Source organism: Paraburkholderia caffeinilytica, assembly GCF_051027425.1.
Classification (GTDB): domain Bacteria; phylum Pseudomonadota; class Gammaproteobacteria; order Burkholderiales; family Burkholderiaceae; genus Paraburkholderia; species Paraburkholderia caffeinilytica_A.
On sequence record NZ_CP186552.1, the window covers coordinates 2,951,624 to 2,971,157 of the forward strand.

The 19,534-nt window shown below is 62.3% G+C and carries 20 protein-coding genes; 4 read left to right on the forward strand and 16 right to left on the reverse strand.

Features of this window, described 5'->3' with window-relative positions:
* Positions 1-114: 114 nt before the first annotated feature.
* The gene (gene rlmN, locus ACOSV0_RS12945; protein WP_121112351.1) at positions 115-1,266 is read right to left on the reverse strand and encodes a 23S rRNA (adenine(2503)-C(2))-methyltransferase RlmN; all 1,152 of its coding nucleotides are present in this window, start codon (positions 1,264-1,266) and stop codon (positions 115-117) included.
* 213 nt (positions 1,267-1,479) lie between these two features.
* Positions 1,480-1,905: a nucleoside-diphosphate kinase gene (gene ndk / locus ACOSV0_RS12950; protein WP_408334185.1), complete on the reverse strand. Its 426-nt coding sequence runs from the start codon at positions 1,903-1,905 to the stop codon at positions 1,480-1,482.
* 309 nt (positions 1,906-2,214) lie between these two features.
* Here ndk and ACOSV0_RS12955 point away from each other — a divergent pair, with 309 nt between their 5' ends.
* Positions 2,215-2,913, forward strand: coding sequence for a Bax inhibitor-1/YccA family protein (locus ACOSV0_RS12955; RefSeq protein WP_434106560.1), 699 nt, complete (start codon positions 2,215-2,217; stop codon positions 2,911-2,913).
* A 154-nt stretch (positions 2,914-3,067) separates the two neighbouring features.
* Here ACOSV0_RS12955 and ACOSV0_RS12960 read toward each other — a convergent pair whose 3' ends face one another.
* The 10 genes from ACOSV0_RS12960 to ACOSV0_RS13005 form a co-directional block, all read right to left on the reverse strand.
* Positions 3,068-3,841, reverse strand: coding sequence for an MBL fold metallo-hydrolase (locus tag ACOSV0_RS12960; RefSeq protein ID WP_434106561.1), 774 nt, complete (start codon positions 3,839-3,841; stop codon positions 3,068-3,070).
* A 7-nt stretch (positions 3,842-3,848) separates the two neighbouring features.
* On the reverse strand, positions 3,849-4,988 hold the full coding sequence (gene bamC / locus ACOSV0_RS12965; RefSeq protein ID WP_434106562.1) for an outer membrane protein assembly factor BamC: 1,140 nt from the start codon (positions 4,986-4,988) through the stop codon (positions 3,849-3,851).
* Positions 4,989-5,119: 131 nt separating this feature from the next.
* The gene (gene dapA / locus ACOSV0_RS12970) at positions 5,120-6,058 is read right to left on the reverse strand and encodes a 4-hydroxy-tetrahydrodipicolinate synthase (RefSeq protein WP_434106563.1); all 939 of its coding nucleotides are present in this window, start codon (positions 6,056-6,058) and stop codon (positions 5,120-5,122) included.
* A gap of 43 nt (positions 6,059-6,101) precedes the next feature.
* Positions 6,102-6,716: a class I SAM-dependent methyltransferase gene (locus tag ACOSV0_RS12975; RefSeq protein WP_434106564.1), complete on the reverse strand. Its 615-nt coding sequence runs from the start codon at positions 6,714-6,716 to the stop codon at positions 6,102-6,104.
* 16 nt (positions 6,717-6,732) lie between these two features.
* Positions 6,733-7,935 (reverse strand): tryptophan--tRNA ligase, encoded by a 1,203-nt coding sequence (locus ACOSV0_RS12980; RefSeq protein ID WP_434106565.1) that lies wholly within the window; start codon positions 7,933-7,935, stop codon positions 6,733-6,735.
* Between the two features lie 6 nt (positions 7,936-7,941).
* The gene (locus ACOSV0_RS12985) at positions 7,942-8,604 is read right to left on the reverse strand and encodes a site-2 protease family protein (protein ID WP_434106566.1); all 663 of its coding nucleotides are present in this window, start codon (positions 8,602-8,604) and stop codon (positions 7,942-7,944) included.
* A 47-nt stretch (positions 8,605-8,651) separates the two neighbouring features.
* Positions 8,652-9,287: an L-threonylcarbamoyladenylate synthase gene (locus ACOSV0_RS12990; protein ID WP_325047526.1), complete on the reverse strand. Its 636-nt coding sequence runs from the start codon at positions 9,285-9,287 to the stop codon at positions 8,652-8,654.
* Between the two features lie 136 nt (positions 9,288-9,423).
* On the reverse strand, positions 9,424-10,254 hold the full coding sequence (locus ACOSV0_RS12995) for a 3',5'-nucleoside bisphosphate phosphatase (RefSeq protein WP_434106567.1): 831 nt from the start codon (positions 10,252-10,254) through the stop codon (positions 9,424-9,426).
* A gap of 102 nt (positions 10,255-10,356) precedes the next feature.
* Positions 10,357-11,241, reverse strand: a complete 885-nt coding sequence (locus tag ACOSV0_RS13000) for an alpha/beta fold hydrolase (protein WP_434106568.1) — start codon at positions 11,239-11,241, stop codon at positions 10,357-10,359.
* An 85-nt stretch (positions 11,242-11,326) separates the two neighbouring features.
* A complete protein-coding gene (locus ACOSV0_RS13005) occupies positions 11,327-12,265 on the reverse strand; it encodes a ferritin-like domain-containing protein (RefSeq protein WP_434110269.1) in 939 nt (312 codons plus the stop codon).
* A 337-nt stretch (positions 12,266-12,602) separates the two neighbouring features.
* On the opposite strand from ACOSV0_RS13005, the gene ACOSV0_RS13010 reads away from it, so the two are divergent.
* The 3 genes from ACOSV0_RS13010 to ACOSV0_RS13020 all read left to right on the forward strand — a co-directional run bounded on the left by ACOSV0_RS13010 (position 12,603) and on the right by ACOSV0_RS13020 (position 14,691).
* Positions 12,603-13,127 carry a gamma carbonic anhydrase family protein gene (locus ACOSV0_RS13010; protein WP_408210041.1) on the forward strand — a complete coding sequence of 175 codons (525 nt, stop codon included), beginning with the start codon at positions 12,603-12,605 and terminating at the stop codon, positions 13,125-13,127.
* A gap of 64 nt (positions 13,128-13,191) precedes the next feature.
* The gene (gene hslO / locus ACOSV0_RS13015; protein WP_434106569.1) at positions 13,192-14,142 is read left to right on the forward strand and encodes an Hsp33 family molecular chaperone HslO; all 951 of its coding nucleotides are present in this window, start codon (positions 13,192-13,194) and stop codon (positions 14,140-14,142) included.
* Between the two features lie 168 nt (positions 14,143-14,310).
* Positions 14,311-14,691, forward strand: coding sequence for a hypothetical protein (locus ACOSV0_RS13020; protein WP_434106570.1), 381 nt, complete (start codon positions 14,311-14,313; stop codon positions 14,689-14,691).
* Positions 14,692-14,907: 216 nt separating this feature from the next.
* Here ACOSV0_RS13020 and ftsB read toward each other — a convergent pair whose 3' ends face one another.
* The 4 genes from ftsB to ACOSV0_RS13040 form a co-directional block, all read right to left on the reverse strand.
* Positions 14,908-15,339, reverse strand: a complete 432-nt coding sequence (gene ftsB, locus ACOSV0_RS13025; RefSeq protein WP_434106571.1) for a cell division protein FtsB — start codon at positions 15,337-15,339, stop codon at positions 14,908-14,910.
* A gap of 107 nt (positions 15,340-15,446) precedes the next feature.
* Positions 15,447-16,730 (reverse strand): phosphopyruvate hydratase, encoded by a 1,284-nt coding sequence (gene eno / locus ACOSV0_RS13030; RefSeq protein ID WP_121317352.1) that lies wholly within the window; start codon positions 16,728-16,730, stop codon positions 15,447-15,449.
* Positions 16,731-17,007: 277 nt separating this feature from the next.
* Positions 17,008-17,862 (reverse strand): 3-deoxy-8-phosphooctulonate synthase, encoded by an 855-nt coding sequence (gene kdsA, locus ACOSV0_RS13035; RefSeq protein ID WP_097389693.1) that lies wholly within the window; start codon positions 17,860-17,862, stop codon positions 17,008-17,010.
* Positions 17,859-19,532: a CTP synthase gene (locus ACOSV0_RS13040; RefSeq protein WP_434106572.1), complete on the reverse strand. Its 1,674-nt coding sequence runs from the start codon at positions 19,530-19,532 to the stop codon at positions 17,859-17,861. The genes kdsA and ACOSV0_RS13040 overlap by 4 nt, the downstream gene beginning before the upstream one ends.
* Between the last annotated feature and the right edge of the window lie 2 nt (positions 19,533-19,534).

The following is a 19,534-nucleotide window of genomic DNA, read 5'->3' on the forward strand; positions in this document are numbered from 1 at the left end:
GTGCCGCTTCCGATCGATTCTGCAAACTTTCTTTTCAATCGCGGATGGCATGGAGGGTTTTGGCGCGCCCGGGTGTCTTTCCTCCGAACGCCCGCGCCCTGTCGCCTCGCACGATTACACGGCACGAACCTCGATAACTTTCGCCGCCTTCCCGGTGCGCTCAGCGAGGCGCGTGCGATCTTTCACCGCACCAGCCAACTGACCGCAGGCAGCGTCGATATCATCGCCGCGTGTTTTACGCACCGTGGTGACGACGCCCGCGTCCATCAACACTTGTGCAAACCGCTTGATCTGTTCCGGCTTCGAGCGGATGAGGCCCGACTCCGGGAACGGATTAAACGGAATCAGGTTGAACTTGCACGGTACGTCACGCGTAACGGCCAGCAACTCGCGCGCCTGCGCTTCACTGTCGTTCACGCCGTCGAGCATGCAATATTCGAATGTAATGAAATCGCGCGGCGCAACTTTCAGATAGCGCTGACAGGCGGCCATCAATTCGCGCAGCGGATACTTCTTGTTCAGCGGCACCAGCATGTCGCGCAGCGGGTCGCTCGGCGCATGCAACGATACCGCGAGCGCCACCGGCAGGTCGGCGCCGAGCCGGTCCATCATCGGCACTACGCCCGAGGTGGAGAGCGTGACGCGCCGGCGCGACAGGCCGTATGCGTTGTCGTCCAGCATGAGGCGCATGGCGGGCACGACCGCGTCGTAGTTGAGCAGCGGCTCGCCCATGCCCATCATCACGACGTTCGTGACGACGCGCTCGCCCTTGCCGTCACCACCCGTGGCGCGCCCGCCGTCCGTGCCGCGCGTTGCGCGCAACGCGAACTCGGCCATGCGCAGCTGGCCGATGATTTCGCCGGTGGTGAGATTGCGGGAGAAACCCTGTTTGCCGGTCGAACAGAACCGGCAGTTGACCGCGCACCCGGCCTGCGACGACACGCACAGCGTGCCACGCGTTTCTTCGGGGATGTAAACGGTTTCAACTGCGTTGCTGTTGCCGACGTCGATCAGCCACTTGCGTGTGCCGTCGGTCGAAATATTGTCGCTGACGATGCCGGGCATCGTGATTGTTGCGCGCCCTTTGAGCTTTTCGCGCAAGGACTTCGCCAGATCGGTCATGCCGTCGAAGTCGGCAGCATTGTATTGGTGGATCCAGCGTTGCAATTGCTTGGCGCGAAACGGCTTCTCGCCCAGGCTGTCGCAGTAGGCGACAAGCCCTTGGGCGTCGAGGTCGAGAAGGTTGACGGTGGAACTGCTCGTCATATCGAATCCTGCCATTTCAGTGCGAGACTACATTCATGCAACAAGCTGCATGAACGCAATGCCGTTCGCGCCCATTCCTGCTGCTTTACCTTACTACTTTGCCGGGCTGTTCGTGCGAATTCGTGCGACAAATCCAACGGCTGCGCTCGAATTGCGCGAATAGCCCTTACAGATCAGGCGCGATCAGACGCGCCCAACCCGGCCCAAACCCGCTTAACGCGAGTAGACGTTCACTTGCGGGAAGAAGAACGCGATTTCAACCGCAGCCGTTTCAGCAGCGTCCGAACCGTGCACCGCGTTAGCGTCGATGCTGTCGGCGAAATCCGCGCGAATCGTGCCCTTTTCCGCCTTCTTCGGATCCGTCGCGCCCATCAGCTCGCGGTGCTTCAGGATCGCATTTTCGCCTTCCAGCGCCTGCACGACCACCGGGCCCGAGATCATGAAATCGACCAGGTCCTTGAAGAACGGGCGTGCAGCGTGCACAGCGTAGAATTTCTCTGCGTCAGCGCGCGACAGGTGAACCATGCGCGAAGCCACGATCTTCAGGCCAGCGTTTTCGAAACGGCTGTAGATCTGACCGATCACGTTCTTGGCCACTGCGTCCGGCTTGATAATCGACAGGGTGCGTTCGATCGCCATAAAAACTCCAAAAAATTAAGAGGTTACAGATTCAAATGAATCCGCTATTGTAGCATGTTCCCGTGTATGATTGCGATTGAACCCTTACAGCATTGAAAGAAACCAAGCAGGAGTTTCTGAATGCTGGTAGCGTAGCCGTGTAGACATTTTCCGGGCATTGAAACTCTGTGCCACCGCATCAATCTTAGGGATGGACAGGCTGCGAGCGGCGGTAAAAATCCCGTCCGGCGCAGTACGGCCCCGCAGCACGGCCCGCTACACAACCGCGGCACAACCATACGCAACACGCTTCTGAGGTAAGGAGAGACCATGAACGATCATCCGTATAGCTTTGGCCGCAATGGCGCGGTCAGCACGGTCGAAACGCGCAACCGCGTACTGCGAAACACCTATTGGCTGCTGGCACTGTCAATGATCCCGACGGTGCTCGGCGCGTGGGTGGGCGTGGCAACCGGTTTCTCGCTGTTCGCCGCTACCAGTCCCGGCATGAGCATGCTGGCGTTCTTCGCGATCGCCTTCGGCTTCATGTTTGCCATCCAGAAAACCAAAGACAGCGCCATCGGCGTGTTCGTGCTGCTCGGCTTCACGTTCTTCATGGGCCTGATGCTGTCGCGCATCCTGAGCTTCGTGCTCGGTTTTTCGAACGGCCCGTCGCTGATCATGCTCGCCTTTGGTGGCACTGGTGTGATCTTCGCCTCCATGGCAACGATCGCCACGGTCAGCAAGCGCGACTTCTCGGGTCTCGGCAAGTGGCTGTTCATGGGCGTGATCGTGCTGCTGCTGGCTTCGGTCGCGAACGTGTTCCTGCATCTGCCCGCGTTGATGCTGACGGTGTCGGTGATGGCAATCGTGATCTTCTCGGCTTACATGCTGTTCGACGTCCAGCGCGTCGTGAACGGCGGCGAGACGAACTACATCACCGCTACGCTTGCGATCTATCTGGATCTGTACAACGTGTTCGTCAACCTGCTTGCGCTGCTCGGCATTTTCGGCGGCAACCGCAACTAACCTGACGCAAAGGCACGGCGCCCTCGTGGCGCCCCATAAGTCGGCCTTAAAGAAAAAGCCCATGGCGAGCAATCGTCATGGGCTTTTTTATTGCACTGCCTGTGCGGCGACGGCGAATCTCAGCACACGGCGATGAGAGACCATCAGGATTGGATCACAAGCTCAGCCACGCAAACCCTTCATCCTGGGAAGCGACCACTACTTCGGTCGGCGCAGCGCCCAGCACGCCTGCCATGGCAGCCTGCGCCAGCTCCGGCGTGTTGTTCTGCTGGCTCAGATGGGCGGCCACCAGATGGCGCAAGCGCGAACGATCGAGCGAGGCCAGAATTTCAGCCGCGGCTTCGTTGTTCAGATGTCCATGATTGCCGCCGATGCGTGCCTTCAGCGATTGCGGATACCGGCTACCCGCCAGCATCCGCACGTCGTGATTGCATTCGAGCACCAGCGCGTCGCAACCGCTCAGCACCGCACTGATGTGCGGCGTGGAGGTGCCGACATCGGTCAGCACGCCAAGCCGGCTCGCACCATTGGAGAGCACGTATTGCAACGGCTCGCGGGCGTCGTGGGGAACGGTGTAAGGGAGGATGCTGAGGTCGCCGATCGCTACCGCTTCGTCGCCCCACAGCACCTGCAGGTCGACGTCGGCCTCGTCGGCACCTACCGCGCGGGCGGTGCCCCAGCTCATGTACAACGGAATCGACCACTTGCGCGCCAGCGTCAGCGCGCTGCCAATGTGATCGCTGTGTTCATGCGTAATCAGAATAGCGTCGAGACCTTCGACACCCGCTCCGAGCCGCGTTAAACGCCGCTCGACTTCCTTGGCTGAAAAACCGCAATCAAGCAGAACGCGCGTGGTGGTCGCGCCGCTGTGCGCTTCCACCAGCATGGCATTGCCTTCACTGCCGCTGCCGAGACTGGCGAAGCGCACAGTCCGCTTAGTTCAGTTGTGCGTGCAACAGCGTCACGATGCGTTGCGCGTCGGACGAGTTATCCACCTGCCCGTTCGCGTCCAGCACCGCCACCTGCGTCACGGTGTCGCCCTTCGAGCGCACATTGACGAGGAATTCCTGACCCGGCTTCTTCGACGAATTGCCGCTGTAGAACAGCTTGCCGAACAGCCCTTCCTTCTTCAGCTCCTGCATCGAGTCCGCGTAACGCACGTAGTAGATGCCTTTCGAACGGTCGCGGTTGTCGACGGTGAAGTTGGTACGGTCGAGCGCGAGACCCACGCGCAGCCAGGCGCGGTCGAACGATTCCTGCAGGTCGAGCGTCGATGCGCCGGCGCTCTGGTCAATCGTGGCCGGCGCAGTGGCCGGGCGGGCGTCGGTCAGGAGCTGCTTCGATTGCGCGTCGGTCAGGCCGAATTTCTGCATCAACTTGGTCAGGAACAGCGCTTCCAGTGCCGGATCGCGCGGACGCTCTTCCCACCGCGACGACGTCTTGTCCTGGCCCGTCAGCATTTCTTCCATTGCACTATGCGTGATCGAGATGTCGGTCGTCTCAGCCGGCCCGCGCGACACGAGCGTGCGGAAGCTGTCGCGGGTGCCCGACGAATACGCGAAGTCGATCACCTTGCCGACCGTGCGACGGAACCAGTCGTCCGGAATATTGGCGCGGTTTTCAGCCCAGTCGGTGGTCATGATGCCGGTGGCCGGCGCATCGGTTTTCAGAGCGAAGCCGTTTTCCTGCCAGAACTCCTGCAACTGCGGCCACAGTTGTTCCGGCGTGCGGCCGTCGACGACCAGCCAGCGACGATCGCCGTCACGCTCGATATGCATGCCCAGCGGGTCCTGCGCATTCGGCTGACCTTCGGTGGAATTGCCCGCGGCGGTGACCGCGCGCTGCGGCGAGCCGCCCAGCGCCAGATTGGCCGGCGGCGCCACGTAGCGCTGATCGGTCTGTGTGGTGGTCAGATCGCCCGGAACGGCGAGCGGCGGTGCGCTGCCCGCGCCCTTGTAGTTGACGCGGTCGGAGGCAAACCAGTCGTTCAGCGTGTCACAGCCGGCGAGCGTCACCAGGGCAAGCGCCAGCGCCGCCATGCGGGTTGCGTGGAGGGAAAGTGCGGAACGTTTCATGAGGTCCTTCGTGATGCTGGAACGCGGTGCCTGGTTCTGTGTGCCGGGAACGTGGGCTGGATCGACGTCGGTTAAGGGAGTGCCGGTAACAGGCTTTCGTTAGCGCTGGGGGTGCCGCGGGCCAAGCCCGCTTAACCCAGCAGGCCCGCTTCGCGCAGCGCGCCGCGCACCACTTCGTGGTATTGCGCGTCGAGCGGCGTGAGCGGCAGGCGGATTCCGCCCTGCACACGACCCAGTTGCTGCAAAGCCCATTTCGCCGGAATCGGATTGGATTCGACGAACATGTTCTTATGCAGCGACAGGAGTTTCAGATGAATCTCACGAGCGGTCTTCGCGTCCGCGGCAAGCGCGGCTTTGCACAGATCGCTCATTGCGCGCGGCGCGACGTTCGCGGTCACCGAAATATTGCCGTGGCCGCCAAGCAGCATCAGCGCGATCGCCGTGGGATCGTCGCCGCTGTAGATGCCGAAATGCGCGGGCGCCGACTTGATCAGGTGCGCGGCGCGATCGATATTGCCGGTCGCTTCCTTCACGCCGATGATGCCCGGCACCTGCGCGCAACGCAGAATCGTTTCGTTGCTCATATCAGCGACGGTACGGCCCGGCACGTTGTACAGGATCACCGGCAGATCGACGGTTTCGGCGATCTTCGCGAAGTGGCGATAGATGCCTTCCTGGGTCGGCTTGTTGTAGTACGGCACGACCTGCAGCGTGGCGTCCGCGCCGACCTCTTTGGCCTGCCGCGTGAGCTCGATAGCCTCGGCGGTAGAGTTGCCGCCCGAGCCCGCGATCACCGGAATCCGGCCCGCCGTGTGCTCGACTGCGGTTTTGACCATCAGCACGTGTTCTTCGACCGTCAGCGTGGCCGACTCGCCGCTCGTGCCGACCACGACCAGTGCGTTCGTGCCCTCTGCGACGTGCCAGTCGATCAGTTTGCGAAACGCCGGCAGATCGAGGCCGCCGTCTTCGAGCATCGGAGTAATGATGGCAGGAATGCTGCCGCGAATCTGAACGCCGCCAGTGGTGCTTTGATTGCCGCTTTGATTGCCGCTTTGATTGCCGTTAGTCATGAAACGCCATGAATTTGATCAGGTAAACCGCGATTGTAGCGGATTAGCCAGCCAGCTCGTAACAACGCGGGGGTGCCGCCTCTGCACGCTCGGCTGAGCGATCCGCCTCCATAATTGCGCATATCCGCTGGACGTAAGCCGGGCGCGGCTGCGCGAGAAATCCGTCTTGAAACGCGACCACCCGGAGGTGGCCGCGCACCACCTCGAGCAACTCGCCGGGCGCGAGCAAAAACGCCGGATTAGACGGTTTGCCGACTCTTTCGTTGCCTTGCGCGAAGGTCTCGTAAACCAGTACGCCGCCGGATGCGAGCGAGCGTAACAACTGCGGAAACAGCGGTCGGTGCAGGTAGTTCGTGACCACGATCCCGGCGAATTTCGCGTCGGCGGGCAAGGGCCACGCGGCGCCTTCGATATCGGCCTGGAGCGTAGTGACGAGCGGCTCGTCACGCATCGCATCCAGCGCCGCCGCATCGCGGTCGAGCGCGGTCACCGGATGACCCAGCGAGGCGAAGAACCGCGCATGCCGCCCAGCCCCCGACGCCACGTCGAGCACCGCGCCGCCCGCCTCGACCAGATGCGCCCAGTGGCGCACCCAGCGCGACGGTTCGCCGTTTCCGTGCGAGGAACCGTTCAACATGGCGGCAACGGGCGTGCTCATCGCTTCTGCGCGGCGATCAGTTGTACGACAGGCCCATCGCCTCGCGCACGTCACGCATCGTTTCCGTGGCGAACCTGCGGGCCTTGTCGCAGCCGTCGGCGACGATCGCGCGCAGCAGCGACGGATCGTCCATGTATTTCTGCGCGCGCTCGAGCATCGGTTGCTGCTCGCGCAAAATGCCTTCGATCACCGGCTGCTTGCAGTCGAGACAACCGATTCCCGCACTGCGGCAGCCCTTTTGCACCCATTCGTGCGTGGCTTCGTCCGTGTAGACCTGGTGCAGTTGCCACACCGGGCACTTGTCCGGATCGCCCGGATCGGTGCGGCGCACACGGGCCGGATCGGTCGGCATGGTGCGAACCTTCTTCGTGATCGTTTCCGCGTCTTCGCGCAGGCCGATCGTGTTGCCGTACGACTTCGACATCTTCTGACCGTCCAGACCCGGCATACGCGACGCTTCGGTCAGCATGGCCTGCGGCTCGACCAGAATGATCTTGCGCGAACCTTCGAGGTAGCCGAACAGACGCTCGCGGTCGCTCATCGACAGGCTCTGCGATTCCTGCAACATCGCGCGCGCCTGCTCGAGTGCTTCGTCGTCGCCTTCCTGCTGGTAGGCGTTGCGCAGCTCGTGATAAAGCTTGGCGCGCTTGCCGCCCAGCTTCTTGGCCGCGTCATTCGCCTTCTCTTCGAAGCCCGGTTCGCGGCCGTACAGATAGTTGAAGCGGCGGGCGATTTCACGCGTCATTTCGACGTGCGGCACCTGATCTTCGCCGACCGGCACGAGCGAGCCGCGATACAGCAGAATGTCCGCCGCCATCAGCACCGGATAGCCGAGGAAGCCGTAAGTAGACAGGTCCTTGTCCTTCAGCTTCTCCTGCTGCTCCTTGTAGGTCGGCACACGTTCCAGCCAGCCAAGCGGTGTGCTCATGCCGAGCAGCAACGCCAGTTCCGCATGTTCGGGCACCTTGCTCTGGATGAAGAGCGTAGCCTGCGCCGGATCGATACCCGAGGCGAGCCAGTCGACCAGCACGTCCCACACGTTCTTTTCAATCACTTCGGGCGTTTCGTAGTGCGTCGTCAGCGCATGCCAGTCGACTACGCAAAAGAAACACGGGTACTCGGACTGCAGCCGCACCCAGTTTTTCAGCACGCCGTGATAGTGGCCGAGGTGCAACGACCCGGTGGGCCGCATGCCGGAGAAGATACGGTCTGGGAACATGGTTATTTAGAAAAGCGAAACAAGTGGAGTCAGGATTGCGGTAATCGCACCGTAGCCGAGCGTCACGAGCGGGCTCAGCCAATAGCGCGTGAGCGTGCCCGTCATGACGAGCGCCATCACGATGAAAAAGCCATACGGTTCGAGGCGCGACAGCGCGATCGATTGCCGCGGCGGCAACAGCGCCATCAGCACGCGGCCGCCGTCGAGCGGGGGCAGCGGAAACAGGTTGAGCACGCCGAGCACGAGATTCACGCCGACGCCGGCGGCCGCCATGCGCGTGAAGAAAGGCTCTTCGACGCCCAGCACCGCGAGCGCGACGCCGACGAGACCCCACACCAGCGCCTGCACAAAGTTGCAGGCCGGCCCGGCGGCCGCGACCCACAGACTGCCCCAGCGCGGATTGCGCAAATTGCCGAAGGCGACCGGCACGGGCTTCGCGTAACCGAACATGAATGCGCCGCTCGTGGCGAAGTACAGCAGCAAGGGAATCGCGATCGTGCCGAGCGGATCGATATGCCGCATCGGATTGACGGAGACGCGGCCAAGTACGTACGCGGTATTGTCGCCGAGCCAGCGCGCGACATAGCCATGCGCGGCTTCATGCAACGTGATCGCGAAAATCACCGGCAAGGCGTAAACCGCAACGGTTTGTATCAGGGAAGAATCCATAACTCGCTATTGTAACAACGCGATTGCGTGCGTCTGTCCGCTTTCGCTCATGCCGTCTCTTCGAGACCGAACGGCGCGAGAGAGCCGCGCCCTGCCCGCACCAGCACCGGCTCGGCGCCGGTCAGATCGACCACCGTGGACGGTTCGCATACGCAGGGGCCGCCGTCGATCACCAGGTCCAACTGCTTCTCGAGCCGCTCGCGGATTTCTTCCGGATCGTTCAGCGGCTGCGTTTCACCCGGCATGATCAGCGTGGAGCCGAGCAGCGGCTGGCCGAGCTCTTCGAGAATGGCCAGCGTGATCGCGTGCTCCGGCACCCGCAGGCCGATGGTTTTGCGCGACGGATGCGACAGCCGGCGCGGCACTTCCTTGGTGGCCTGCAACACGAAAACATAAGGTCCCGGCGTGACCGATTTGATCAGGCGGTACTGCCGGTTATCGACCATCGCGAAGTTCGACAGCTCGGAGAGATCGCGCACCAGCAGCGACAGCAGCGCCTTCTCGTCGAGCCCGCGAATGCGCCGCAAGCGTTCGACCGCGTCCTTGTCGTCGAGATGGCAGGCAAGCGCATAGCTCGAATCCGTCGGCAACGCGACGACGCCGCCGTCGTTGATGATCTGCACGGCCTGTTTGACGAGGCGCGGCTGCGGGTTATCCGGATGAAGCCGAAAGTATTGGGACATTTTGACTAACGGTGGCTACAGGTGGCTGCGGATGGAAGTCGGACGAAAAGTGGCAAGCCGGACGGCAAATCGGGCGAAAGCACGCCCCCGGACGAGGGCGCTCGCGCATATCGTGCCGCCGTGGCACGGCATGCGATCACAGCCAGCGTTCCCAGACGGGCTTGAGATCGGAAGGCAATGGCGGCAGCGTGCCGAGGTCGATACGGCCTTCGCCAGGTGCATGGAAGTCGGAACCGCGCGAGGCCTCGAAGCCATAGCGGCGCGCGACGTCCGCATATTCGCGGTACTGATCCGGCGTGTGACTACCCGTCACCACTTCGATCGCCTTGCCGCCGAGGTCGATGAATTCGGCGAAAAACGCGTCGAACTCAACCGGCGAGTACGCATAGCGACCCGGGTGCGCAATGATCGCCTCGCCGCCGGCCGCCTGAATCCAGCCAACGGCGTCCGCCAGTTTCGACCAGCGATGCGACACGTAGCCGGGCTTGCCGTCGCCGAGATAGCGGTTGAACACGTCTTGCGTCGAACTGGCGTAGCCGCTTTCGACCATGAAGCGCGCGAAGTGCGTGCGCGAAATCATGTCGGGGTTCGAAACGTATTTGAGCGCGCCTTCGTAGGCGTCGGGGATGCCGAGCGTGGCCAGCTGCTCGCCGATGGCTTCGGCGCGCGCCGCGCGGCCGTTGCGGGTACGCGCAAGGCCGTCGATCAGCGTTGTGCTTGTCGGATCGACGCCAAGACCGACGATGTGGACAGTGCGCGCAGCCCACGTCACCGAAATCTCCACGCCGCTCACGTAGCCCATGCCGAGCGCCTCAGCGGCGCTGCGCGCCTCGTGCTGGCCGCCCAGTTCGTCGTGGTCGGTCAACGCCCACAGCGTCACGCCTCCCGCGTGCGCACGACGCGCGACATCGGCCGGCGCGAACTGGCCGTCGGAAACGGTGGAATGGCAGTGGAGGTCGGCGTTCATCTTTGTCTTGAGAAAGTTCTGCACTCATTTTACTGCAACGCAGTAAATGACCGCAGCGCTATCTCGCGTAGCGGACCTCGCATCGAAACCTTTTTGCAAGGTTCAGGCGCAAAAACCCTCGATCAACGCGGCCACCTGCTCCGGCTGATCGTGATGCACCATGTGTCCCGCTTCGTCGATGATCTTCTCGCGCCAGTTCGGAAAAGCCTGGAAACGCGCCTTGAATTCATCGAGCGGAATCTCGCCGGCGATCTGTGCGAGCGTGGGCGAGTTAGCGGCCTCGACGTGCAGCACTTTGGCCGTAGCCTTGCGCCACACGGCCATCACCTCGTCGAGGCGGTACAGCGTCGGCCCGCGCAGTTTGTGCGCCGGATCGGCGAGCAGCATGAAGCGCCCTTCTCCGTCCGGCTTCGACCAATGCGCCGCAAGGAACTGCGCGCGCTGTGGATCGAGCCGCGGATTGGTCTTGATGAGGCGTCCGGCGACCTCGTCCAGCGACGCGTAGCGTTTCAGTTGCGGCGGATCGCGCAACTCGTCGAGCCAGTTGCGCAGCCGCTTGGGCGCCTGCGCCGAGTGCGACGGTGCAAGACCGAAACCTTCCAGATCGACCACGCGCCGCACCCGCTCCGGCCGCACGCCCGCATACAGGCAGACGATATTCGCGCCCATGCTGTGACCGACCAGATTGACTTCGCCGGTGGGCGCATAGTGGTCGAGCAGCGCGTCGAGATCGCCGAGATAGTCGTGAATCCAGTAGTTGCCGCCGCCGCGTTCGGCAACCGGCCAGTCCGACAGGCCGAAGCCGCGCATATCGGGCGCAATCACCTGCCAGTCGCCGCCTAACGCGTCGACGACAAACTGGAACGACGCCGCCACGTCCATCCAGCCGTGCAGCATGAACAGCATCGGTGCATCCGGATTGCCCCAGCGCCGCACATGCAGACGGATGCCGTGCACCGCGACGAATTCAGACTTGGAGGTATTCATGAACGGCTTGCCCGAAAAAAGAATGGTCGTTCGATTATAACGAGATAGCTGGGCGATGCGTGGGGTCCGGCTCTGGAAGAAGGCTTCAGTCGCGCTCGACCGGAGAGGCTGAAGAAGCTGAAGGGGCCGGAGGGGCCGACTGCCCGGCATCGAGGCCGGCCAGCGCGGCCAGTTCGGTTTCGTCGAAACCGGCGTCGCGGCGTGCCTCGAAATTGAACGGACCGCGTAATTTCGGTGCGTGATACTGGTCGGCGAGGCGTGTGTAGGTGTCGTGCGGGTCGAGGCCGCCCACGTCGCAGAGATGCCGGAACCAGCGGTTGCCGATCAGCACGTGGCCGATTTCGTCGCGCAGGATCACGTCGAGAATCGCGGCGGAGGCATGGTCGCCCGCCTGCTGCAAGCGTGCCCGGATCGGCGGCGAGGCGTCGAGGCCGCGCGCTTCGAGGGTGCGCGGCACCAGCGCCATGCGCGCCAGCACGTCGGCACGGGTGCGTTCGCACATGTCCCAGAGACCGTCGTGTGCGGGGAAGTCGCCGTAGGCATGGCCGAATTCCGCAAGCCGCGCGACCAGCAGCGAGAAGTGATGCGCCTCTTCGGCGGCGACTTTAAGCCAATCGGTGTAGAACGCCGCGGGCATGCCGGCAAAACGCCAGACGGCGTCGAGCGCGAGGTTGATGGCGTTGAATTCGATGTGCGCCAGCGCGTGCAGCAGGACCGCCCGCCCCTCGGGCGATTGCATGCTGCGTCGTTTCAGTTGGCGCGGATCGACCAGTTCGGGGCGCGCGGGACGGCCCGGCAGGTTTGCCGGCTCCGCGAGTTCGAGGTCGGTGGAGCACGCGAGGTTGCCGTCGAGCACTGCTGCGTATAACGCGCGGGTCGCCGTTGCCTTGGTTGCCGGGTCGATTTCGCGTAATGCGGCCAGCGCCGCGGTACGCGCGCAATTCGCGCGACTCGGGCAATGCTCAAGGTTCGACATCGACGGAGCGCGCGGAGCGGGAAAAACGGACGAAGCAGCGGAATTCATGGCAACCAGATTGGCAAAGGGCACGGCGACGGCAGGCAAGACGGGAGGCGCGGGGGTCGCTAAGGTCAACGAACGCCGACCAACGCCGGACGGCGCTCACCGCCGCCAACCGGCCTAAGCACACAACCGTTTACAATACTCGATTCGACCATCTCGCGCGCCTGTTGCGCGTGGCCGGCGGGACAACCCGGTTCATCAGGGCATGTCAGGCGTTTTCCGGTGCCTTCCGGTGTTTCGGAGGCCCGTTTTGCAGGCCGTCTTGCAGCCCGTTTTGACGCCAGTTTCGAAGCCCCCGCCACCCCCAGTAGCGTGCAGCGACCGATCAAGAGGAGACTCCGTGACAATTTACAAGCTTGGCGAAGCAGCCCCGACCATCCATGAAAGCGTGTTCGTCGCGGATTCGGCGAACATTATCGGCAATGTGACGCTCGAAGAAAATTCGAGCGTCTGGTTCGGCGCGACGCTTCGCGGCGACAACGAGCCGATCACCCTCGGCGCCGGCAGCAACGTCCAGGAAAACGCGGTGCTGCACACCGACCCCGGCTTCCCGCTGAAGATCGAGCCGAATGTGACGATCGGCCACCAGGTCATGCTGCACGGCTGCACGATCAAGGAAGGTTCGTTGATCGGAATTCAGGCGGTGGTCTTGAATGGAGCGGTAATCGGCCGCAACTGTCTGGTCGGAGCGGGCGCCATCGTCACCGAAGGCAAGGTGTTTCCCGACAATTCGCTGATTCTCGGCGCGCCCGCCAAAGTGGTGCGCGAACTGACCGAGACGGATATCGCCAATATGCAGCGCGGCACGGCAAGTTATGCCGAGCGCCGCGAGTATTTCAAGGCGCAGCTCGTGCGCATCGGCTAACCAGCCGGAACGCGCGGCGCGCAAGGCGCGGCATCAGGCTGCGCCATTCGACCGAGGAAAAGTTGTGAGCGACCAGTTGCAAAAATTCATGTTCAGCGCGGCGCCGGTGCGCGGCGAGATCGTTTCGCTGCGCAATACATGGCAGGAAGTGCTGACGCGCCGTGACTATCCGGCGCCCGTACGGACGATTCTGGGCGAGATGATGGCCGCGTGCGCGCTGCTTTCGGCGAACCTCAAGTTCGACGGCACGCTCGTCATGCAGATTTTTGGCGACGGACCGGCCAAGATGCTGGTGGTGCAGTGCAGCTCCGACCTGTCGATGCGCGCCACCGCCAAGCTCTCCGGCGAAGCGGCCAATACCATCGACGACGCCACCTCCATGATCGAACTGGTCAACGCAAGCGGCCACGGCCGCTGCGTGATCACGCTCGACCCGCACGACAAGCAGCCCGGCCAGCAGCCGTATCAAAGTATCGTCCCGCTGTCGGGTGTGGACGGTCCGCTCAAGTCGATGGCCGAAGTACTCGAGCACTACATGCATCACTCGGAGCAGCTCGACACGCGTTTGTGGCTCGCCGCGAACACCGAGCGTGCGGTCGGCATGCTGCTGCAAAAGCTGCCGGGCGACGGCGGCATCGTCCCGCATCCGGGCGACCTGGACGCGGACACATGGGAGCGCGTCTGCACGCTCGGCGGCACGATGTCGCAAGACGAACTGTTGAAGGAAGAACCGGAAACGATTTTCCGCCGGCTCTTCTGGCAGGAGAACGTGCAGCATTTCGAGCCGGCCACGACGCGTTTCGAATGCAGCTGTTCGCGCGAAAAAGTCGGCGCGATGTTGAAAATGCTGGGTCGCGAGGAAGTAGATGGCGTGATCGAAGAGCGCGGCCACGTCGAGATTCATTGCGAATTCTGTAATCAACGGTACGAATTCGATCCGGTCGACATAGCGCAACTTTTTATCGCCAATGCGCTCTCACAAGGCGTGACCCCGGCGGCCAGCCAGCGGCACTGAAGCGGCCGGGCGACGGCGCGCGGCACCTGCGGTTACGGCAGTAAAATGACGCGTCGCCTGCTGCTTTTTTGAGGCTCGGGCGGCGCGTTGTCGTCGATCGTTGAGTTGGATCGCGGGCGGTGCGCGTTGCGCATGTTTTGCTTAGGCATCCGACCGATGGAGATAAGAATGAACATCCCTACTTCGCTAAAGCATTGCATGCGCTCGTTCACCGTGCTGATGGTCATTGGCGGCAGCGCTGCGCTGACAGGTTGCGTGATGGACCCGCCGGGCCCGTCGCCGATTTATAGCCGGCTGCCGGCCGACCAGTCGGGCATGGCCAGCACCGCCCGGCCGCTCACGCCTGAAGAGCGTGCGCGCTACGATGCGATCGACCGTCAGGTGCTGTCCGATCAGAATCAGGCGATTGCCGCCGAAAACGCTGCTCAAGCGTATGCACGTTATTACTCACCGCCCGTCAACGTGTATGGCAGTTACTACGGCGGCGGTTGGGGACGCGGCTGGGGCACGGGTGTCGGCGTAGGCTATTCACCGTATTGGGGCTGGTGAGCCGAAGCTGACACTGCCGAACTGTAGGTACGTCGATGCGGCGGCCAGACGGCGAGGCAGGCATTACAGGCAAATAAAAAGCCGCTGATCTTGTGGATCAGCGGCTTTTTTTCATCTTCCGGCCAGCTTTTACGTTCGGTGCTTTTGCGTCAGGCTTACGCTCGTTCCTGCGTTTTGTTTCGCGTCCGTCTGCGAGTTCAAGCTGCCTGAACAAACTCAGTGCGTGGTCTTCTTCTCCGTCGCCACCTTACCGCCATGCTTGCGTTCCGGCTTCGCGCGCGACTCCGGATTCGGCACCACATGCAATGGCGCCGCCGACACCACACCGCGTGTGGACGTGGTGACCGAAGGCGTGTTCGCAGCCGGCAACGGCGCATTCGGTGCAACGAACTGCACGAACACTTCGCTATCCTTCACCATACCCATTTCATAACGCGCCCGCTCTTCCACCGCGGCCGTACCGTTCTGCAAATCCTGAACTTCGCCCTGGATACGCTCGTTGCGCAGTTTCGAATCGGTATTCTTCTGCAGTTGCTGCGCCAGTTGCTGCTGCAACTCGTGCACGCGCAACCAACCTCCGTGTCCCCACCAGAGCGGGTACTGGATCAGCGCCAGCAGAACGATCAGGACAGCAGTGACAAGCCGCATGAAGTAAGCACAATAAATACACGCCGCCCTGCGCTATACGCAGGGCGGCGGGGTCAATCAGAAACGAAGGATAACCGGCTCATCGGTTGGCGCTAGCAGCCAGGCCATTAGCGCAGATTGTAGAACGCCGACTTGCCCGGATAGCTGGCGATATCACCGAGGTCTTCTTCGATGCGCAGCAACTGGTTGTACTTCGAGATGCGGTCCGAACGCGACAGCGAACCCGTCTTGATCTGACCGGCGTTCAGGCCGACTGCGATATCCGCAATCGTCGAATCTTCGGTTTCGCCCGAGCGGTGCGAGATCACAGCCGTGTAGCCGGCACGCTTCGCCATTTCGATCGCTGCGAAGGTTTCCGTTAGCGTACCGATCTGGTTGATCTTGATCAGGATCGAGTTGGCGATACCCTTCTCGATGCCTTCCTTCAGGATGCGCGTGTTGGTGACGAACAGGTCGTCGCCCACCAGTTGCACCTTCTTGCCCAGCTTCTCGGTCAGCGTCTTCCAGCCGGCCCAGTCGCTTTCGTGCATGCCGTCTTCGATCGAGACGATCGGGAATTTGTCGGCCAGGTTCGCGAGGTAATCCGCGAATTCCGTCGACGACAGTTGCAGACCTTCGCCAGCCAACTGGTACTTACCGTCGTGGTAGAACTCGCTCGCTGCGCAGTCGAGCGCGAGCAGCACGTCTTCACCGGCACGGTAGCCGGCCTTTTCGATGGCCTGCAGGATGGTCGACAGGCATTCGTCGTTGCTGCCGAAGTTCGGCGCAAAGCCGCCTTCGTCGCCCACTGCCGTGCTCATGCCGCGGTCCGACAGGATCTTCTTCAGCGCGTGGAACACTTCGGCGCCGCAGCGCAGTGCTTCGCGGAAGGTCGGCTGGCTGACGGGCACGATCATGAATTCCTGGATATCCAGGCTGTTGTTCGCGTGCGCGCCGCCGTTGACGATGTTCATCATCGGGACCGGCAGTTGCATCGCGCCCGAGCCGCCGAAGTAGCGGTACAGCGGCAGGCCGGCTTCTTCAGCGGCAGCCTTGGCGACGGCCATCGAAACGGCCAGCATCGCGTTGGCGCCGAGGCGCGACTTGTTGTCGGTGCCGTCGAGTTCCAGCAGGGTCTTGTCGAGGAAGGCCTGCTCGGAAGCATCGAGGCCCATGATCGCTTCGGAGATTTCGGTGTTGATGTGCTCGACGGCCTTCAGCACGCCCTTGCCGCCGTAACGGCCGGCTTCGCCGTCGCGCAGTTCGATCGCTTCGCGCGAGCCCGTCGACGCACCCGACGGCACCGCGGCGCGGCCCATCGTGCCCGACTCGAGCAGCACGTCGCATTCGACGGTGGGGTTGCCTCGCGAATCGAGAATCTCTCGACCGATGATATCTACGATAGCACTCATGGTTTCCTCAAGAAATGACGTTGAATTCTTTACTGTGAAACTGCACCGGGGGTGTCGATTGAGTTAGTGCTTTAGCTGTCGGCCAGAGTTGGCGCTTTAGCGCTTACTCTGGCCCCATGCAAAGCACTTACTCCAATCTCATGCAGAGCGCCGGTCTCCCCAGCGCACTACAAACACCCTGATGCTTTCGACGACCATTACGTGCATTCGCCGCGTGCCGATGATACCGGCCGAGCCCATTGTGCAGCCCGATCATGACACGCAGCGAACGCCTGAATCAGTTGAAATCGCTTTCGAGGAACGGCGCGCGCTTGACGGCCTGATCGAGCGTAACAAGCGTTTCGAGCAGGTCGGCCATGCGATGCAGCGGCACCGCGTTCGGGCCGTCCGACTTGGCTTCCGAAGGCTTCGGATGGGTTTCCATAAAGAGACCCGCCACGCCCGTTGCCACCGCGGCGCGCGCCAGCACCGGCACGAATTCGCGCTGGCCGCCCGAGCTCGTGCCCTGCCCGCCCGGCAACTGCACCGAGTGGGTGGCGTCAAACACGACCGGCGCGTTGGTTTCGCGCATGATCGCAAGCGATCGCATATCCGACACGAGGTTGTTGTAGCCGAACGACACGCCGCGCTCACATGCCATGAAGCGGTCTTCCGAAAGACCGGCTTCACGCGCCGCATCGCGCGCCTTGTCGATCACGTTCTTCATGTCGTGCGGTGCGAGAAACTGGCCTTTCTTGATGTTGACCGGTTTGCCCGAACGCGCGCAAGCATGGATGAAGTCCGTTTGACGGCACAGGAAAGCAGGCGTTTGCAGGACGTCGACCACCGACGCAACCTGCTCGATCTCGTGCTCGGCATGCACATCCGTCAGCACCGGCAAACCGAGCTGACGCTTCACTTCCGACAGGATGCGCAAACCTTCGTCCATGCCCAGACCGCGGAACGACTTGCCGCTGCTGCGGTTGGCCTTGTCGTACGACGATTTGTAGATGAACGGAATGTTCAGCTTCGCGCAGATTTCCTTCAGCCGGCCTGCCGTGTCGATCGTCATCTGTTCCGATTCGACGACACAGGTGCCTGCGATCAGGAAAAACGGCTTGTCGAGCCCGATTTCGAAATCGCCCAGTTTCATGCTTTCTCCCCAACTTCGCTCAGCGAGCGCGACTGCTGATGCGCGAGCGCCGCTTCGACGAACGACTTGAACAGCGGATGGCCGTCGCGCGGCGTGGACGTGAATTCCGGGTGGAACTGCACGCCGACGAACCACGGGTGCATGCTGCGCGGCAATTCCATCATTTCCGGCAGATCTTCGCTCGGCGTACGGGCGCTGATGATAAGGCCACCGGCTTCGAGCTGGGGCACGAAGCGGTTATTGACTTCATAACGGTGACGATGACGTTCGTTCACGTCCTTGCCATAGATCTCTTCGGCCATCGTGCCGGGTTTGATCGGGCAACGCTGCGAACCGAGGCGCATCGTGCCGCCCAGATCCGATTCTTCGGTGCGCTTCTCGACCTTCCCTTCGCGGTCGTACCACTCGGTGATCAGTGCGACCACGCGGTTCTCGGTTTCCTGATCGAACTCGGTACTGTTCGCGTTCTTCAGGCCGACCACGTCGCGCGCAAATTCGATCACGGCCAGCTGCATGCCGAGGCAGATGCCCAGATACGGCACCTTCGCTTCGCGCGCATAGCGGATCGCGGCAATCTTGCCTTCGGTGCCGCGACGGCCGAAGCCGCCCGGCACGAGCACCGCATCGAGATGCTTGAGGCTTTCGACGCCTTGCGTCTCGACTTCTTCCGAATCGATGTACTCGATGTTGACCTTGGTCGACGTATGCATCGACGCATGGCGCAACGCTTCGATCAGCGACTTGTACGACTCGGTCAGATCGACATACTTGCCGACCATGCCGATCGTGACTTCGTGCTGCGGATTTTCGAGCTTTTCGACGAGGTTCGACCACATCGACAGATCGGCCGGCTGCGGCGTGAGCTTGAGCTCTTCGCAGATGATCGCGTCGAGACCCTGGTCATGCAGCATCTGCGGAATCTTGTAGATGCTGTCAGCGTCCCACACGGAAATCACCGCGTCTTCGGGCACGTTCGAGAACATCGAAATCTTCGCGCGCTCGTCGTCCGGAATCGGGCGGTCGGCACGGCACAGCAGAACGTGCGGCGAGATACCGATTTCGCGCAGCTTCTGCACACTGTGTTGCGTAGGCTTGGTTTTCAGCTCGCCTGCAGTGGCGACCCAGGGCACCAGCGTGAGGTGCACGAAGCACGCGCTGTTGCGGCCCATGCGCAGGCTCATCTGACGCGCGGCCTCGAGGAACGGCAGCGATTCGATGTCGCCCACGGTGCCGCCCACTTCGACGATCGCGACATCCGGCTCACCGCACGTGGCAGAAGCAGCGCCGCGTTCGATGAACGCCTGGATTTCGTTGGTAATGTGCGGAATGACCTGCACCGTCTTGCCGAGATAATCGCCGCGGCGTTCCTTGCGGATCACCGATTCGTAAATCTGGCCTGTGGTGAAGTTGTTGGCCTTGCGCATCTTCGTGCTGATGAAGCGCTCATAGTGGCCAAGGTCGAGGTCAGTCTCCGCTCCGTCTTCCGTTACGAACACTTCGCCGTGTTGAAACGGGCTCATCGTGCCGGGGTCGACGTTGATGTAGGGATCGAGCTTGAGGAGGGTGACTCTAAGACCGCGCGATTCGAGGATCGCGGCGAGGGAAGCGGCGGCAATACCCTTGCCGAGGGAAGATACTACGCCGCCGGTGACGAAAACATATTTGGTCATCG

Coding starts and splice junctions, on each gene's coding strand:
- rlmN (WP_121112351.1), bottom strand. CDS start 1,266: ATGACGAGCAGTTCCACCGTCAACCTTCTCGACCTCGACGCCCAAGGG.
- ndk (WP_408334185.1), bottom strand. CDS start 1,905: ATGGCGATCGAACGCACCCTGTCGATTATCAAGCCGGACGCAGTGGCC.
- ACOSV0_RS12955 (WP_434106560.1), top strand. CDS start 2,215: ATGAACGATCATCCGTATAGCTTTGGCCGCAATGGCGCGGTCAGCACG.
- bamC (WP_434106562.1), bottom strand. CDS start 4,988: ATGAAACGTTCCGCACTTTCCCTCCACGCAACCCGCATGGCGGCGCTG.
- dapA (WP_434106563.1), bottom strand. CDS start 6,058: ATGACTAACGGCAATCAAAGCGGCAATCAAAGCGGCAATCAAAGCACC.
- ACOSV0_RS12975 (WP_434106564.1), bottom strand. CDS start 6,716: ATGAGCACGCCCGTTGCCGCCATGTTGAACGGTTCCTCGCACGGAAAC.
- ACOSV0_RS12980 (WP_434106565.1), bottom strand. CDS start 7,935: ATGTTCCCAGACCGTATCTTCTCCGGCATGCGGCCCACCGGGTCGTTG.
- ACOSV0_RS12985 (WP_434106566.1), bottom strand. CDS start 8,604: ATGGATTCTTCCCTGATACAAACCGTTGCGGTTTACGCCTTGCCGGTG.
- ACOSV0_RS12990 (WP_325047526.1), bottom strand. CDS start 9,287: ATGTCCCAATACTTTCGGCTTCATCCGGATAACCCGCAGCCGCGCCTC.
- ACOSV0_RS12995 (WP_434106567.1), bottom strand. CDS start 10,254: ATGAACGCCGACCTCCACTGCCATTCCACCGTTTCCGACGGCCAGTTC.
- ACOSV0_RS13000 (WP_434106568.1), bottom strand. CDS start 11,241: ATGAATACCTCCAAGTCTGAATTCGTCGCGGTGCACGGCATCCGTCTG.
- ACOSV0_RS13005 (WP_434110269.1), bottom strand. CDS start 12,265: ATGAATTCCGCTGCTTCGTCCGTTTTTCCCGCTCCGCGCGCTCCGTCG.
- ACOSV0_RS13020 (WP_434106570.1), top strand. CDS start 14,311: ATGAACATCCCTACTTCGCTAAAGCATTGCATGCGCTCGTTCACCGTG.
- ftsB (WP_434106571.1), bottom strand. CDS start 15,339: ATGCGGCTTGTCACTGCTGTCCTGATCGTTCTGCTGGCGCTGATCCAG.
- eno (WP_121317352.1), bottom strand. CDS start 16,730: ATGAGTGCTATCGTAGATATCATCGGTCGAGAGATTCTCGATTCGCGA.
- kdsA (WP_097389693.1), bottom strand. CDS start 17,862: ATGAAACTGGGCGATTTCGAAATCGGGCTCGACAAGCCGTTTTTCCTG.
- ACOSV0_RS13040 (WP_434106572.1), bottom strand. CDS start 19,532: ATGACCAAATATGTTTTCGTCACCGGCGGCGTAGTATCTTCCCTCGGC.